At 65.3% G+C, this 15663-nt stretch carries 15 protein-coding genes; 9 read left to right on the top strand and 6 right to left on the bottom strand.

Features of this window, described 5'->3' with window-relative positions; translation table 11 throughout:
- The first annotated feature begins 7 nt into the window (after nt 1-7).
- From K359_RS0103950 to soxA, 6 genes are read left to right on the top strand one after another with little or no spacing between them, the layout of a single operon-like run.
- Nucleotides 8-2206 carry a xanthine dehydrogenase family protein molybdopterin-binding subunit gene (locus K359_RS0103950; RefSeq protein WP_029078188.1) on the top strand — a complete coding sequence of 733 codons (2199 nt, stop codon included), beginning with the start codon at nt 8-10 and terminating at the stop codon, nt 2204-2206.
- Between the two features lie 56 nt (nt 2207-2262).
- Nucleotides 2263-3537, top strand: coding sequence for an NAD(P)/FAD-dependent oxidoreductase (locus K359_RS0103955; protein WP_029078189.1), 1275 nt, complete (start codon nt 2263-2265; stop codon nt 3535-3537).
- Between the two features lie 10 nt (nt 3538-3547).
- Nucleotides 3548-3979 (top strand): sulfur oxidation c-type cytochrome SoxX, encoded by a 432-nt coding sequence (gene soxX / locus K359_RS0103960; protein ID WP_035976008.1) that lies wholly within the window; start codon nt 3548-3550, stop codon nt 3977-3979.
- Between the two features lie 9 nt (nt 3980-3988).
- On the top strand, nt 3989-4453 hold the full coding sequence (locus K359_RS0103965; protein ID WP_029078191.1) for a SoxY-related AACIE arm protein: 465 nt from the start codon (nt 3989-3991) through the stop codon (nt 4451-4453).
- Nucleotides 4453-4773 carry a thiosulfate oxidation carrier complex protein SoxZ gene (gene soxZ / locus K359_RS0103970; protein ID WP_029078192.1) on the top strand — a complete coding sequence of 107 codons (321 nt, stop codon included), beginning with the start codon at nt 4453-4455 and terminating at the stop codon, nt 4771-4773. The genes K359_RS0103965 and soxZ overlap by 1 nt, the downstream gene beginning before the upstream one ends.
- Nucleotides 4770-5543, top strand: a complete 774-nt coding sequence (gene soxA, locus K359_RS0103975; RefSeq protein ID WP_029078193.1) for a sulfur oxidation c-type cytochrome SoxA — start codon at nt 4770-4772, stop codon at nt 5541-5543. The genes soxZ and soxA overlap by 4 nt, the downstream gene beginning before the upstream one ends.
- A 148-nt stretch (nt 5544-5691) precedes the next feature.
- Here the strand turns inward: soxA and K359_RS0103980 are convergent, their stop codons facing one another.
- Nucleotides 5692-6465, bottom strand: a complete 774-nt coding sequence (locus tag K359_RS0103980; protein ID WP_029078194.1) for a ferredoxin--NADP reductase — start codon at nt 6463-6465, stop codon at nt 5692-5694.
- 172 nt (nt 6466-6637) lie between these two features.
- Between K359_RS0103980 and K359_RS0103985 the strand changes: the two genes are divergently transcribed.
- From K359_RS0103985 to K359_RS0103995, 3 genes are all read left to right on the top strand, one after another.
- The gene (locus K359_RS0103985; RefSeq protein WP_029078195.1) at nt 6638-7834 is read left to right on the top strand and encodes an amidohydrolase family protein; all 1197 of its coding nucleotides are present in this window, start codon (nt 6638-6640) and stop codon (nt 7832-7834) included.
- Nucleotides 7835-8092: 258 nt separating this feature from the next.
- A complete protein-coding gene (locus tag K359_RS0103990; protein WP_029078196.1) occupies nt 8093-9493 on the top strand; it encodes a selenium-binding protein SBP56-related protein in 1401 nt (466 codons plus the stop codon).
- A 2-nt stretch (nt 9494-9495) separates the two neighbouring features.
- On the top strand, nt 9496-10164 hold the full coding sequence (locus K359_RS0103995) for a hypothetical protein (protein WP_029078197.1): 669 nt from the start codon (nt 9496-9498) through the stop codon (nt 10162-10164).
- A 270-nt stretch (nt 10165-10434) separates the two neighbouring features.
- On the opposite strand, the gene K359_RS0104000 is transcribed toward K359_RS0103995, so the two are convergent.
- The 5 genes from K359_RS0104000 to K359_RS0104020 all read right to left on the bottom strand — a co-directional run bounded on the left by K359_RS0104000 (nt 10435) and on the right by K359_RS0104020 (nt 15662).
- Nucleotides 10435-10890 carry a MarR family winged helix-turn-helix transcriptional regulator gene (locus K359_RS0104000; RefSeq protein ID WP_029078198.1) on the bottom strand — a complete coding sequence of 152 codons (456 nt, stop codon included), beginning with the start codon at nt 10888-10890 and terminating at the stop codon, nt 10435-10437.
- Between the two features lie 15 nt (nt 10891-10905).
- Nucleotides 10906-11610, bottom strand: a complete 705-nt coding sequence (locus K359_RS0104005) for an ABC transporter ATP-binding protein (protein WP_029078199.1) — start codon at nt 11608-11610, stop codon at nt 10906-10908.
- The gene (locus K359_RS0104010; RefSeq protein ID WP_029078200.1) at nt 11607-12398 is read right to left on the bottom strand and encodes an ABC transporter ATP-binding protein; all 792 of its coding nucleotides are present in this window, start codon (nt 12396-12398) and stop codon (nt 11607-11609) included. The genes K359_RS0104005 and K359_RS0104010 overlap by 4 nt, the downstream gene beginning before the upstream one ends.
- Nucleotides 12395-14284, bottom strand: coding sequence for an ABC transporter permease (locus K359_RS0104015; protein WP_029078201.1), 1890 nt, complete (start codon nt 14282-14284; stop codon nt 12395-12397). Before K359_RS0104015 ends, K359_RS0104010 begins: the two co-directional genes overlap by 4 nt.
- A 163-nt stretch (nt 14285-14447) precedes the next feature.
- On the bottom strand, nt 14448-15662 hold the full coding sequence (locus tag K359_RS0104020) for an ABC transporter substrate-binding protein (protein WP_029078202.1): 1215 nt from the start codon (nt 15660-15662) through the stop codon (nt 14448-14450).
- Nucleotide 15663 lies beyond the last annotated feature (1 nt).

Genomic DNA, 15663 nt, shown 5'->3' on the forward strand with positions numbered 1-15663 from the left:
AGCAGCAATGAATCAGCACGTCATGCCAAAGCTCTCTTCAAGGCTCAATCGCCGCGCCTTCGTGATCAGCACGGCAACCGCCGGCGCCGGTCTCGCGCTCGGCCTCGATCTTCCGTTCGGCGGCCCCTCCGTGGTGCGCGCGGCCGACGGTGCACCGGAAGTCAACGCTTGGGTCGTGATCCGGCCCGACGACACCGTGGTGATCCGCATCGCCCGCTCCGAGATGGGACAGGGCACCCTCACCGGCCTCGCCCAGCTCGTCGCCGAGGAATTGGAGTGCGACTGGTCGAAGGTCACCACCGAATATCCGACGCCCGGCCAGAGCGTCGCCCGCAAGCGCGCCTGGGGCGATTTCTCGACCGGCGGCAGCCGTGGCATCCGCACCTCGCAGGACTATGTCCGCAAGGGCGGCGCCATCGCACGCGTGATGCTGATCCAGGCGGCGGCCAATGAGTGGAAGGTGCCTGCTTCCGAATGCAAGGCCGCGAAGAGCGTCATCACCCACACGCCGTCGGGCAAGACCACGACCTACGGCAAGGTCGCGGAGGCGGCGGCCAAGCTCGAGCCGCCGGCCGACGTCAAGCTGAAGGACCCGAAGGACTGGACCATCGCCGGCAAGGGCCTGAAGCGGCTCGACACCGTCGACAAGACCACCGGCAAGATGACCTACGGCATCGACGTCAAGCTGCCGGGCATGCTGAACGCCGCGATCAAGGACTGCCGGGTGTTCGGCGGCAAGGTGAAGAGTTTTGACGAAGCCAAGATCGCCGGCATGAAGGGCGTCAAGAAGGTGGTGCCGGTCGGCGACAGCGCCGTTGCCGTCGTCGCCGACACCTGGTGGCACGCCAAGACCGCACTGGATGCGCTGCCGGTCGTCTGGGACGAAGGCCCCAACGCAAAAGTCTCCAGCGAGACGATTGCGAACTGGCTCGCCGAGGGTCTCGACAATGCGCAGCCGGCCTATGTCGGCAACCAGAACGGCGACGCAAAGGCGGCCATCGCCACCGCAGCCAAGAAGGTCGAGGCGGTCTACAGCTACCCCTACCAGAACCACGCCACGATGGAGCCGATGAACGCCACCGTGCTCTACACACCTGATAGATGCGAGGTGTGGTGCGGCACCCAGAATGGCGAGGCGGCGTTCGCCGCAGCGCTCGAGGCCTCGGGCCTGCCGGCGGACAAGGTCGACGTGCACAAGCTGATGCTCGGCGGCGGTTTCGGCCGGCGCGGCATGACCGACTATGTGCGGCAGGCGGTCGCGATCGCCAAGCAGATGCCAGGCACGCCGATCAAGCTGTTGTGGTCGCGCGAAGAGGACATGCAGCACGGCAAGTATCACCCGATCACGCAGTGCAAGCTGACCGGCGCGTTCGATGCCGACAACAACCTGGTCGCGTTGCACTACCGGCTGTCCGGCCAATCCATCCTGTTCTCGGTGCGCCCGGAAGCGCTGCAGAACGGCATGGACCCCGCCGCGTTCCAGGGCGTCGCACAAGCCGGCGAGGCCGCGATCGGCTATTCGGTGCCGAATCTGCTGGTCGAGCATTCGATGCGCAACCCGCACGTCCCGCCGGGCTTCTGGCGCGGCGTCAACGTCAATCACAACGCGATCTACATGGAATGCTTCATGGACGAGCTGGCGCTGGCTGCCGGCCAGGACCCGCTCGAATTCCGCCGCAAGCTGATGGGCAAGAACCCCAAGCATCTCGCGGTGCTCAACGCCGTGGCCGAGAAGATCGGCTGGAGCACGCCGGCGCCGCAGGGCGTCTATCGCGGCATCGCGCAGGTGATGGGCTATGGCAGCTATGTTGCCGGCGCCGCCGAGATCTCGGTGACCGACGGCAGCAAGATCAAGGTGCACCGCATCGTCGCCTCCACCGATCCCGGCTATGTCGTCAATCCGGCGCAGGTGGAACGGCAGATCGCGGGCTCGTTCGTCTACGGCCTCAGCGCGCTCTTCTACGGCGGCTGCACCGTGAAGGACGGCCGCATCGAGCAGACCAACTTCGACACCTACAACTCGATGCGCATCAACGAAATGCCGAAGGTGGAATCGGTGATGGTGCCGAGCGGCGGGTTCTGGGGCGGCGTGGGCGAACCGACCATCGGCGTCGCGGCGCCGGCGGTGCTCAACGCCTATTTCGCGGCGACGGGAAAACGCATCCGCAGCTTCCCGCTGCGCAACCAGAACATCAGCTTCGCCTGATCAAACCAGAAGCGGCGGCCCGAGCGGCCGCCGCCCCCTCCTCAGGATTATCGTGCATGGCCGTCTCGCGTCTTCAGACGCGCAGGGATGTCGTCCGTGGCGCCGCTGCCATCGCAGCAGCGGCCGCATTGGCGCGTCCGTCATTGGCGCAGGGCGCGCCGCGGATCGCGGTGATCGGCGGCGGCTTCGGCGGTGCGGCCTGCGCGCGGGCACTGCGGCGGCTCGATGCAAAATTCCAGGTCACGCTGATCGAGCCGAACAAGATTTTCACCGCCTGCCCGTTCAGCAACGAGGTGATCGCAGGCCTGCGCGAGCTTTCCGCGCAGCAATTCACCTACGGCAAGGTCGCAGCCGACGGCATCGCAGTTGCCGCACAGGCAGCCACCAAGGTCGACGCGCAGGCGCGCAGCATCGTTCTCTCTGATGGCACCTCCCTCTTCTATGACCGGCTTGTCCTCGCCCCTGGCATCGACATGCGCTTCGACGCGCTCTCCGGCTATGACGAGGCGGCGGCGGAGAAGATGCCGCACGCCTGGAAGGCCGGCGCGCAGACCATGCTGCTGCGCGGGCAGCTCGAAGCCATGGACGATGGCGGCCTCGTCGTGATCGCCGTCCCCGCCGCGCCGCTACGCTGCCCGCCGGCGCCCTACGAGCGCGCCAGCCTGATCGCGCATTACCTGAAGGCCCGGAAGCCACGTTCAAAGATCCTGGTGCTCGACGCCAAGGACAATTATTCGCAACAAAAGCTGTTCGAGAGGGCCTGGGCGGAACTCTATCCCGGCATGATTGAACGAATTGCCTTGTCACAGGGTGGACGGGTGACGGCGGTCGATCCGGCGACGAACGAGATCGTCACCGACTTCGGCAACTACACCGCCGCGGTCGCCAATGTGATCCCGCCGCAGCGAGCCGGCCGCATCGCCGAGATCGCCGGTGCCGCCGACCACACCGGCTGGTGCCCGATCGATCCGGTCAGCTTTGCCTCGAAGCTCGTGCCCAATATTCACGTCATCGGTGATGCCGCGATCGCCGGCGGCATTCCGAAATCCGCCTCCGCCGCGGCCGCGCAAGGCCGCGCCTGTGCGGCGGCGATCGTGAATTCACTTGCAGGCAAGGCGCCGGAGACGCCGCGGCTCGATGGCGCCTGCTACAACACGGTCGCCCCGGGCTACGCCTTCTCGCTGAAGGGCATCTATCAGCCGAAGGAAGATCAATATGCCGAAGCCGAGGTGACCACGAGCCCGGTTGACGCGCCGCGCGAGGTGCGCCAGCGCGAGGCCGATCAGGCGCTCGACTGGTTCAGGACCATCACGGGAGAGGCCTTTGGCTAGGCTCTCCCTCATGGCACTGCTCGCAGCGGTCGCACTCGCGGCTTGCGCACCTGCCGGCGCCGAAGCACTGCGCCCCTATACCGTGGTCGGCGATGCGATCCCGCAACCGCTGACGGCAACAAAGGGCGACGCGACTCGTGGCCGTGCGCTGATCGTCGAGCGTTCCTCGACTTGCATCCTCTGCCACAGCGGCCCATTTCCGGAGCAGGCGTTCCAGGGCGACCTCGCGCCGAACCTCACTGGGAGCGGCGCCCGCTGGTCGGAAGGACAGTTGCGGCTCCGGCTGGTCGATGCGGCGCATCTCAACGCGGCGACGATCATGCCGTCCTACTATCGAGTCGATGGGCTCACGCGCGTCGGCACCTCATGGCGCGACAAACCGATCCTGTCGGCGGAGCAGATCGAGGACATCGTGGCCTATCTGGTAACGCTACGGAACTAGGACCTAGGAATGACGAATTCGGAGCACACCACACGTCGCACATTCCTGAGCCTCACGGGCGGTGCCGCAGCGCTGGTGATCGTGCGGCCGGCCGACGCCACGCCCGCGACGCTGCAGTCCGCGATCCGCAATGTCGTCGGCGAAGCCAACGTGCGGACCGGCAAGGTCAAGCTCGACATCCCGCCGCTGGTCGAGAACGGTAACACCGTGCCGGTGACGGTTAGCGTCACCAGCCCGATGACGGCAGACGAGTATGTGAAGAGCATCCATATCTTCAACGAGAAGAACCCGCAGCCGAACATCGGCAATTTCTATCTCACACCGCGCGCCGGGCGCGCTCAGGTGTCGGCCCGCATCCGCCTCGCCGACAGCCAGAAGGTCACGGCCATTGCACGGCTCTCCGACGACACGTTCTGGTCGGCGACCGCTGATGTCGTGGTGACGCTCGCCGCCTGCACCGAGGAGGCGATCTGATGCCATCGGCTTTGATCAACGTGCCGGCCAAGGCCAGGCGCGGCAGCGTCATCGAGATCAAGACGCTGATGTCGCACATCATGGAGACCGGCTATCGCCACACCGCGTCGGGCGACGTGGTGCCGCGCGACATCGTCACGAGCTTCACTTGCCGCTTCAACGGCACCGAGATCTTCCGCGCCGATCTTTATCCTGCGATCGCCGCCAATCCGTTCATCACCTTCTTCACGACGGTGACCGAGAGCGGCAAGTTCGAATTCGAGTGGATCGGCGACAAAGGATTTTCGGAGACCGCGCAGGCTTCGATCACGGTCGAATGAGGATTGCCGGCTGCATCGCGCTGCTGACGGCGATGGCGGGCGCAGCGCTCGCCACCGAGATCCCGCAAGTCGAGCGCCGCTCCGGCTATAGCTTCATGAGCGCGGACACCAGGGCGATGCAGGACGAAGACACTGCCAATCCCGGCATGCTCTTTGTGCTCGACGGCGAGGCGCTGTGGAAGCGCAAGGCCGGCAGCGCGGACAAGGCCTGCGCCGACTGTCACAACGATGCCCGCGTCAGCATGAAAGGCGTCGCGGCGCACTATCCGGCCTTCGAGAAGGCACTGGGAAAGCCTGTTGACCTCGAAGGGCGGATCAACCTCTGCCGCGCCAACCACCAGCAGGCGTCGCCATTCGCCTATGAAAGCCGCGAACTGCTGGCGCTATCAGCCTATGTCGCGCAGCAGTCTCGTGGCGTGCCGATCGCGGCCGGCGACGATCCGGAGCTCGCGCCGTTTACCGAGAAGGGCCGCGCGCTGTTCATGCAGCGGCAGGGCCAGCTCAATCTCGGCTGCACCAACTGCCACGACGATAATTGGGACATGAAGCTCGCGGGCAGCGCGATCACGCAGGCGCAGCCGACCGGCTATCCGCTCTATCGGCTGGAATGGCAATCGCTCGGATCGCTGCAGCGGCGGCTGCGCGCCTGCATCACCGGCATCCGCGCGCAGGCCTACGACTATGGTTCGCCGGAGCTCGTCGAGCTCGAGCTCTACCTGATGTCGCGGGCGCGCGGCATGCCGATCGAGACGCCGGCGATCCGGCCGTAAGCCGCATCAGCTTTGTCAAGCGGAGCGAAGCAATCCATTGCTTCCGGCTGTACCGGAAGATGGATTGCTTCGTCGCTTCAGCGCAAAATTGCATTGCAATTTTGTCGCGAACTCTTCGCAATGACGGGGCTGGAGATCAGTGCGAAGATCAGCGCTCGGCGAACGCTTTCTCGACCACGAACTGCGCGGGCTCGCCGTGATTGCCCTCGACGAAGCCGCGGCCATTCAGCAGCGTGCGGGTGTCGGCGACCAGCGCCGGCGAGCCGCAGATCATGACGCGGTCATGCGCGGGATCGAGCGCTGGCAGGCCGATGTCGGCGAACAGCTTGCCCGAGGTGATGAGGTCGGTGATGCGGCCGCGGTTGCGGAAAGGATCGCGCGTCACGGTCGGGTAGTAGATCAGCTGGTCGCGCACCAATTCGCCGATCAATTCGTCCTGCGGCAGCCGCTCGGTGATCATCTCGCCATAGGCGAGCTCCTTGACGCGGCGGCAGCCGTGCAGCAGCACGACCTTCTCGAAGCGGTCATAGGTCTCGGGATCCTTGATCACGCTGAGGAACGGAGCAAGGCCGGTGCCGGTGCCGACCAGGTAGAGGTTGCGGCCGTCCTCGAGGTTGTCGATCACAAGCGTGCCGGTGGCCTTGCGGCTGACGATGATCTCGTCGCCTTCCTTGAGATGCTGGAGACGCGAGGTCAGCGGGCCGTCCGGAACCTTGATCGAGAAGAACTCCAGCGTGTCCTCGTAATTCGCGCTGGCGACGCTGTAGGCCCGCAGCAGAGGCTTCTCGCCGACCTTGAGGCCGATCATGGTGAACTCGCCGTTGCGGAAGCGGAACGACGGGTTGCGGGTGGTGGTGAAGGAGAACAGCGTGTCGGTCCAGTGATGAACGCTGAGGACGCTTTCCTGGTTGAAATTGCTCATCGCACCAATCCCTGATCTGTGCTGCGGCGGGGCGAGAACTTGAACCCCGTTGACCGGCCGGATCGTTTGTATACGATCGTTCGTATACAAACGAATAATCCGGCTTGATCCGAAAGTCAAGCCGGGCTCAAATTCCCGGGCAATTTTCGGCAGAAACAGAAGGAAAACACCCATGGCTCACGACGCGCCCCAGACCACCGGCCCCAGCAAGCTGGTGGTCCGCAATATCGGGCTATTGCTGTCGGGAGCCTTGGAAAGGCCGATTCTGGACGCCGATACCATCGTCGCGGAGAACGGCAAGATCACCGCGATCGGCCGTCTCAAGGACGTCGATACCGAAGGCGCCACCACCATCGTCGACGCCAATGGCACGACGGTCGCGCCCGGCCTGATCGACAGCCATGTCCATCCCGTCGCCGGCGACTGGACGCCGCGGCAGAACCAGACCAACTGGATCGACAGCTATCTGCATGGCGGCGTCACCACCATGATCTCCGCCGGCGAGGTGCACATGCCCGGGCGGCCGCGCGACGTGGTCGGACTGAAGGCGATGGCGATCTTCGCGCAGCGCGCGTTCTGGACGCTGCGTCCGGGCGGCGTGAAGGTGCATGCCGGCGCGCCGGTGATCGAATGCGAGATGGTGGAGGACGATTTCAGGGAATTGGCCGCCGCCGGCGTCAAGCTGCTCGGCGAGGTCGGGCTCGGCGGCGTCAAGGACGGCCCGACGGCGCGGAAGATGGTCGGCTGGGCGCGCAAATACGGCATCCAGAGCACGATCCACACCGGCGGGCCCTCGATCCCGGGCTCCGGCCTGATCGACAAGGACGTGGTGCTGGAAGCCGACACCGACGTGGTCGGTCACATCAATGGCGGCCATACCGCACTGCCCGACGACCAGATCCGCTGCATCTGCGAGGGCTGCAAGCGCGGACTCGAGCTGGTGCATAACGGCAATGAGCGCTCGGCGCTGTTCACGCTGCGCACCGCGCGCGAGATGGGCGATTTGCATCGCGTCATCCTCGGCACCGACGCGCCGGCCGGCTCCGGCGTGCAGCCGCTCGGCATCTTGCGGATGGTCTCGCTGTTGTCCTCGCTTGGGGAGCTGCCCGCCGAACTGGCGTTCTGCCTCGCCACCGGCAACACCGCGCGGATGCGCGAGCTCGATTGCGGCCTGGTCGAGGTCGGCCGCTCCGCCGATTTTGTCATCATGGACATGGCGCAGCACTCGCCCGGCAAGAACCTTTTGCACAGCGTTCAGCTCGGCGATCTCCCGGGCATCGGCATGACCATCATCGACGGCATCGTCCGCACCCAGCGCAGCCGCAACACGCCGCCCGCCGGCAAGGTGCCGGAGATCGTGGCGAAGTAATCCGACCCGGAATTTCCTACCGACAATTTCCGGATTCCGGGTTCGCGACTTCGTCGCGCCCGGAATGACGTGACCCGTGCATTATGTGCCATCTTACCGCACCGGGACGTTGCTTTCACCTGTCACCATTGGGGTGTATCGTGCAGCCACGCGACCTAGCCGGCGGCACTCACAAGAGACACGCGACGATCCGGATTAGTTCCTGCCGCATGCCGCCGCGCCGTGTTGGTCCACACCAGACAAACAGGAGGCAGCACGATGACGATGAGGCCAGATCCCACGTTGCACGCCTCGCCGAAGCTTGCGATGGAAGCTCCGGCAGAGAACTTCGCCTACACCGTGCTGCTCAGCCCGGACTTTTCAAAGCCCGACGCGCTCGCCGTCATCGACGTCAAGCCGGGCTCGCCGACCTACAGCAAGATCGTCCACACCGTGACGATGCCCAACAAGGGCGACGAGTTTCACCATTTCGGCTGGAACGCCTGTTCCTCGGCATTGTCCCCGCTTGCAGGACATGCCTTCATCGAGCGCCGCTATCTCATCGTCCCCGGCATGCGGTCGTCGCGGATATACATCATCGACACCAAGCCGGATCCGACGCAGGCCAAGATCCACAAGATCATCGAGCCCGAGGAGGTGTTCAGGAAGACCGGCTATTCGCGGCCGCATACCATCCACTGCGGACCGGACGGCATCTACGTCTCCACGCTCGGCGGCGGCGGCAAGGACGGCACCGATGGGCCGCCCGGCGTCTTCATCATGGACTGCGAGACCTTCGAGGTGCTCGGACGCTGGGAGATCGATCGCGGTCCCCAGACCAAGCACTATGACTTCTGGTGGAACCTGCCGCGCGACTACATGGTGAGCAGCGAATGGGCGCTGCCGCCGCAATTCGAGAACGGGATCGTGCCGGAGGATTTGCTCTCGAACAAATACGGCCATCGCCTCCACTTCTGGGATCTGCGCGCGCGGCGCAATGTCCAGACCATCGATCTCGGCGCCAATCATCAGATGGCGCTGGAGGTGCGTCCTGCACACGATCCGGTTCGAGAATACGGCTTCGTCGGCGTCGTGGTCGATACCACCAACCTCGAGGGGTCGATCTGGACCTGGTGGCGGGAGGGCGGCAAGTTTCACATCGAGAAGACGGTGACGATACCGCCCGAGCCCGCGCCGAAGGAGCAGCTGCCGCCGCTGCTGCAAGGCTTCGGCGCCGTACCGCCGCTGGTGACCGACATCGATCTGTCGATGGACGACAAGTTCCTTTACGTCGCCTGCTGGGCCACCGGCGAGATGCGCCAATACGATGTCAGCAATCCGCGCAAGCCGAAGCTTGCCGGATCGGTCCGCATCGGCGGTATCGTCAGCCGCACTCCTCACCCCAACGGCCAGCCATTTGCCGGCGGTCCGCAAATGGTCGAGATCAGCCGCGACGGCAAACGGGTCTACTGGACCAATTCGCTCTACTCGACCTGGGACGACCAGTTCTATCCGCAAGGCATTCCCGGCGCCCAGGTGATGGCGAATGCGAGCCCAGGCGGCGGCCTTGAACTGGCAAAGAACTACTGGGTCACCTTCCCCGACGGCTACCGCGCCCACCAGATCCGGCTCGACGGCGGCGACTGCTCGACGGATTCGTTCTGCTATCCGTCGGCCTGAATGTGAGTGCAGCCCACTGGACACCGGCCTGGCTTTGGCTGGCGGTCATCGCGAGCGGCCTCTACCACGGGATCAACCCGGGCATGGGCTGGCCGCTCGCGGTTTCAGCGGGTTTGATGCAAAGGAGTTCGCGCGCGCTGCTCGCCGCGCTTGGCCCGCTCGCAATCGGTCACCTGCTGGCGATGCTGCTCGTGATCCTGCCCTTTGCATTGCTCGTCGCTCTTGTCGAATGGCAGCGCACGCTCCGGATCGGCGCCAGCCTGCTTGTGATCGCCTTCGGCCTCTATCGGCTGATCGACCGGCGCCATCCGCGAGCCCTGGCGCGGATCCCGCCGACGCAACTCGCCCTATGGTCGTTTGCGGTGGCGATCGCCCACGGCGCGGCGCTGATGCTGGTACCGATCTATCTGGGGCTATGCCGCGGGGCTGCGCCGGACCAAGGCCACGCCGCCGCCAACAGCCTGATCGACACCAGCCTCACGATGGCCGTGCTGGTCTCCCTCGTCCATGCCGGCGCGATGATCGCCGCCGGCGGATGTCTGGCGTGGCTGGTCTACCGCTATCTGGGTCTCAAATTCGTGGCGCGGAGCTGGTTCAATCTGGACACGGTTTGGGCCCTCAGCCTCGTGCTGGTCGGCGCGGTCGCGCTGGCGCTCGGTGTTGCGACATAATTCGCGCGTGATGCGCCAGTCAGCAAGCAAGGTGGCGGAGGTCGTGGCGACGTAGGCGCGATAGATGACCCGTCATCCCCGCGCAACGGCTCTGCCGTTGTCGCTGGAGGTACGAGCCTTGCGGCGCACTTGCGCCGCGGGGCGAGCCTCGAAGGATGCACGGCCCATGGCAGACAGCCGGGCCGTCGCCCTTTCGAGACGCCGCCTTCCGCGCGGCTCCTGCAGCGACAAAGGCGAAGCCTTTGCGCGGGGGTGACGGTGATAGATAGATCACCGCAACTTGCCGAGCAGCGCCATCAGCGTCTCGCGCTCCTTGGCGTCGAGCGGCGCCAATGTCTCCTTGGAGATCGTAAACGCGTTCGGCGCGGCCTTGTCGGCCATCTGCTGGCCCGCGCGCGTCAAACTGACCATCAGCCGGCGGCCGTCGTCGGGATCGGGCGAGGTTTCGGTCAGGCCGCGCGCCGTCAGGCGGTCGATCACGCCCTTGATGGTCGCAACGTCCATCGAGGTCAGCCGCCCCAATTGGTTCTGCGAGCACGCGCCGACCTCCGACAGCTTCGACAGCGCCGCCCACTGCGTCGGCGTCAGGTTGATGCCGATCTCGCGGGCGAAGATCATGGCGTGGCGCTGCGACACCTGGCGCAGGATGAAGCCGATCTGCTCGTCCAGCACGTAACCCGGCTTCGCCGCCTTCCCGTTTCGCTTCTGTGCTGCGCTCCTCGCCATTGTTTTACCCCGCCCTTACAGCGACAGATGCGCGTCGCGGACATCCGGACGTGCATCGAGTTCCGCCATGGTGCCGCCGAAACAGATCCGGCCGCGCTCGATAATATAGGCGCGATCCGAGATCAGCCGAGCGAAATGCAAATTCTGCTCGGAGACGACGATGCTGACGCCCTCTTTCTTCATCGCCAGGATCGCATCGACCATCTGCTCGACGATCTTCGGCGACAGGCCTTCCGAGGGCTCATCGAGTAGCACCAGCGACGGATTACCCATCAGCGTGCGCGCAATGGTCAGCATCTGCTGCTCGCCGCCGCTCATACGGCCACCGGGCCGTCCCCGCATCTCGCCAAGGTTCGGAAACAGCTTGAACAGCTTGTCGCGGTCCCATTGCGGCGCGCCCGCCCGTTTCGGCTGGCGGCCGACCTCGAGATTTTCCTCGACCGTCAGGTCAGTGAAGATGCGCCGCTCTTCCGGCACATAGCCGAGGCCGCCGCGCACGATCGCGTGCGTCGGCAGCTCCGAGACATCCCTGCCCTCGAACATGATGCGGCCCGAGCGGTTCTCGACCAGGCCGACGATGGAGCGGAACGTGGTCGACTTGCCGGCGCCGTTGCGCCCGAGCAAAGCAACCACCTCGCCCTCGCCGACCTCGAGCGCGATGTCGAACAGGATGTGCGCCGGACCGTAGAAGCTGTTGAGGTCCCTCACCGTGAGCTTCATGCGGATGCTCCCTCGCGATGCCGCGCATCGTAAAGCAAGCCTTCGCCGAGATAGATCGCCCGCACCAGGGCATTGCCGCGCACCTCTTCGGGTGAGCCCTCGGCGATCAGGCTGCCGCGGTTGAGCACCAGGATGCGGTCGGCATGCTCGAACACGACATCCATGTCGTGCTCGGTGAAGAGAACGCCGATCGACTGCTCGCGCGCGATCCGCGCCGTCAGCCGCATCAGCTCGACGCGCTCGCGCGGCGCCATGCCGGCGGTCGGCTCGTCCATCAGCAGCAGCTTCGGCTGATTGGCGAGCGCGATCGCAAGCTCCAGCCGCTTGACGTCGCCATAGGCAAGCTCGCCGCAGGGCCGCTCCGCATAGGCGCCCATGCCGACCAGATCGAGCAGCCGTCCGGCCTCGCCGCGCGCCTGGCCCGCGGTCGAGGCCCACAGATTGAACAATTGCCCGCCATACGACACCAGCGCGACCTGCACGTTCTCGCGCACCGTCATGGTCGGGAACGTCGCCGCGATCTGGAAGGTGCGGCCGACGCCCATGCGCCAGATCACGCGCGGCTTCTTGCCGGTGGTCTCCGCCCCCAGCACGCGGATGCGGCCGCTATCGGGAATATTCTGGCCGTTGAGCATGTCGAAGCAGGTGCTCTTGCCCGCGCCGTTCGGCCCGATCAGCGCCAGGATCTCGCCGGCGCGCAATTCGAAGGAGACACCGCGCACGGCATGCACGCCGCCATAGGACTTCGTCAGCCCTTCGACCGACAGCAATATGGGGGCCATGCTCATTCGGCGGTCTCGATGCGGGAGGTGAGCAGCGGTGACGATGACGATCCGGACTTGCGCCGGCGATGCAGCAGCGCTTCCAGCGTGCCGACGATACCCTTAGGGAAGGCGACCACGATCAGCACGACGAAGCCGCCGAGCACGAGTTTTGACAAATCGGTCTGGCTGACCAGCCAGATGTTGAGCGCCTTATAGACGATCGCCCCGACCACCGCGCCCGATACGGTCTCGACGCCGCCGAGCAGCACCATGACCAGCGCATCGACCGACAGCGAGATGCTCATGTTGTCGGGGAACACGCTGCCCTTGAGATAGGCGAACAGCGCGCCGGCGAGACCGGCGACGGTGCCCGCGATCACGAAGGCGGTCCACTGGATGCGCTTGCCGTTGATGCCGACCGCTTCGCTGCGCAGCGGAGAGTCGCGCGTGGCGCGCAGGGCGAAGCCGAACGGCGAGAACACGATGATGCGGAGGATCACGACCGCGAGCGCGGCGACGCCGAGCGACAGCCAGTAGAAGTGCGCCGGGCTCGCCGCCCAGCTCGAAGGCCAGACGCCGAGAATGCCGTTGTCGCCACCGGTGACCGACACCCACTGGAACGCGATCGACCAGACGATCTGGGCAAAGGCCAGCGTCAGCATCGCGAAATAGACCCCGGAGAGCTGCACGGCGAAGAAGCCGAACACGGCCGCACCGAGCAGCCCGAGCAGCGGGCCAAGTAGCAGGCAGGCGATCATCGGCAGGCCCGCCATCTTGGCGAGCAGCGCCACGCCATAGGCGCCGAGGCCGAAATAGGCGGCATGGCCGAACGAGGCGAGCCCGCCGACCGACATCAGGAAGTGCAGGCTGACTGCGAAGATCACGAAGATCGCGATCTCCGAGCCGACCGTGAGCACGTAATTGCCGGCGACGAACGGCAGCGCCGCGGCGACGACGAGCACCGCGATCGCGGCAAGCCGCTCGTTCGCCGTCAGCGGCCGCCACGGGTTGACGGTGAGGCCCGGCGTGCGCCGCGCCGGCGCTTCCGGCTTGCCGAACAGGCCCCACGGACGGACGATCAGCACCACCGCCATCACCAGGAACACCAGGATGATGGAGATCTTCGGGAAGATCAGGATGCCGAAGGCGTTGAGCTCCGACACCAGCACCGCGGCGACAAAGGCGCCGATGATGCTGCCGAGGCCGCCGATCACGACCACGACGAAGACCTCGACGATGATGCGCAGGTCCATCGCGTGATGCACGGCATCGCGCGGAATCTGCAATGCGCCGCCGAGCGCGGCGAGGAAGACGCCGAGCGCGAACACGCTGGTGAACAGCCATTTCTGATTGACGCCGAGCGCTGCGACCATGTCGCGATCCTGCGTCGCCGCCCGCACCAGGACGCCCCAGCGGGTGCGCTGGAACAAGAGCCAGAGGACGCCAAGCACGACCGGCCCGAGCACGATCAGGAACAGATCGTAGCTTGGAATGTTCTGGCCGAAGAAATCGACCGCGCCCTTGAAGCCCGGCGCGCGGCGGCCGACCAGATCGTCCGGGCCCCAGATCAACACCACGAGGTCTTCGACCATCAGCGTCAGGCCGAAGGTCGCCAACAGCTGGAACAGCTCGGGAGCATGATAGATCCGGCGCAGCAGCAGCATCTCCACCAGCACGCCGATCACGGCAACGATCAACGCCGCAACGACGATGCCGCCCCAGAAGCCGAGCGCGCCGGCGAAGCGCTCGGTCAGCGTGAAGGCAACATAGGCGCCGAGCATGTAGAACGCGCCATGCGCGAAATTCACGATCCGCGTCACGCCGAAGATGATCGACAGACCCGAAGCGACCAGGAACAGCGACGCCGCGCTGGCAAGACCGGTCAGGAACTGGACGATATAGAAGGCCATGGGCGGTCCGCGTTGGAGAACACAAGCGTCACTTCGTAGGGCGGGTTAGCGCAAGCGTAACCCGCCGTTTCACCGCGAGGCGGTGGGTTACGCCTTCCGCCTTCGCTCGTTGAGGTACGGCGGACGTAGTCGGCTAACCCACCCTACGTAGAGAACGAGAGGCCTAATCCTTCGGCCGCAGCTTCTCGATTTCGGCATCGCTGGGCAGATAGTCCGAGCCCTTGCGATAGGCGCTGTCGACCATGATGCCCTTGCCGTCCTTCAGCGCCGTCTTGCCGGTGAAGGCCCCGAGCGTCGACTGGTGATCGATCTTGCGGAAGGTGATCTCGCCGAACGGCGACGGCATCGAGATGCCCTCGGCCGCCGCGATCAGCTTCTCCGGATCGGTCGAGCCGGCTTTCGCAAGGATCGCCGCCGCCGCCTTGATGGTCTGGTAGCCGACGATCGAACCGAGCCGCGGATAGTCGTTGTACTTGGCCTGGTAAGCCTTCAGGAACGCGTCGTGCTCGGGTGTCTTGATCGAATACCAGGGATAGCCGGTGACGATCCAGCCCTCCGGCGTCTCGTCCTTCAGCGGATCGAGATATTCCGGCTCGCCGGTCAGGAAGCTGACGACCTTGCGGTCCTTGAACAAACCGCGGGTGTTACCCTCGCGCACGAGTTTCACAAGGTCGGCACCGAAGGTGACGTTGAGGATGGCCTCCGGGTTTGCCGCGGCCACCGCCTGCACCACCGGGCCGGCGTCGATCTTACCCTGCGGCGGCCACTGCTCGTCGACCCACTGGATGTCGGGCCGCTTCTCCGACATCAGCTTCTTGAACACCGCGACCGCCGACTGACCATATTCATAGTTCGGCGCGATCGTCGCCCAGCGTTTTGCGGGAAGCTTCGCCGCTTCCTCGACCAGCATCGCGGCCTGCATATAGTTGGAGGGACGCAGACGGAATGTGTAGCGGTTACCCTTCGACCAGGTGATGGCGTCGGTTAGCGGCTCTGCTGCCAGGAAAAACACCTTCTTCTGATTTGCAAAATCGCTGACGGCGAGGCCGATATTGGAGAGGAACGTGCCGGTGAGCATCGCGACGTTTTCGCTCGACACCAGCTCGTTCGCCGCGGTCTGCGCATCCGCCGGCTTGCCGCCATCATCCTTGGAGACGACCACGAGCTTCTTGCCGTTGATGCCGCCGGCCGCGTTGATCTCTTCCACCGCCAGCTGCCAGCCCTTGCGATAGGGCTCGGTGAACGCCGGCAGCAGGGAATAAGAGTTGATCTCGCCGACCTTGATCTCGCTCTGCGCCAAGGCCTGCGTTGTCATGGCGCTCGTTGCCATGGTCGCAACCGCGATCGCCAATCCCGCCCCTACGAAATAACCACGCATC

Origin of the sequence: Bradyrhizobium sp. th-b2 (assembly GCF_000426785.1) — a bacterium.
Taxonomy (GTDB): Bacteria; Pseudomonadota; Alphaproteobacteria; order Rhizobiales; family Xanthobacteraceae; genus Bradyrhizobium; species Bradyrhizobium septentrionale.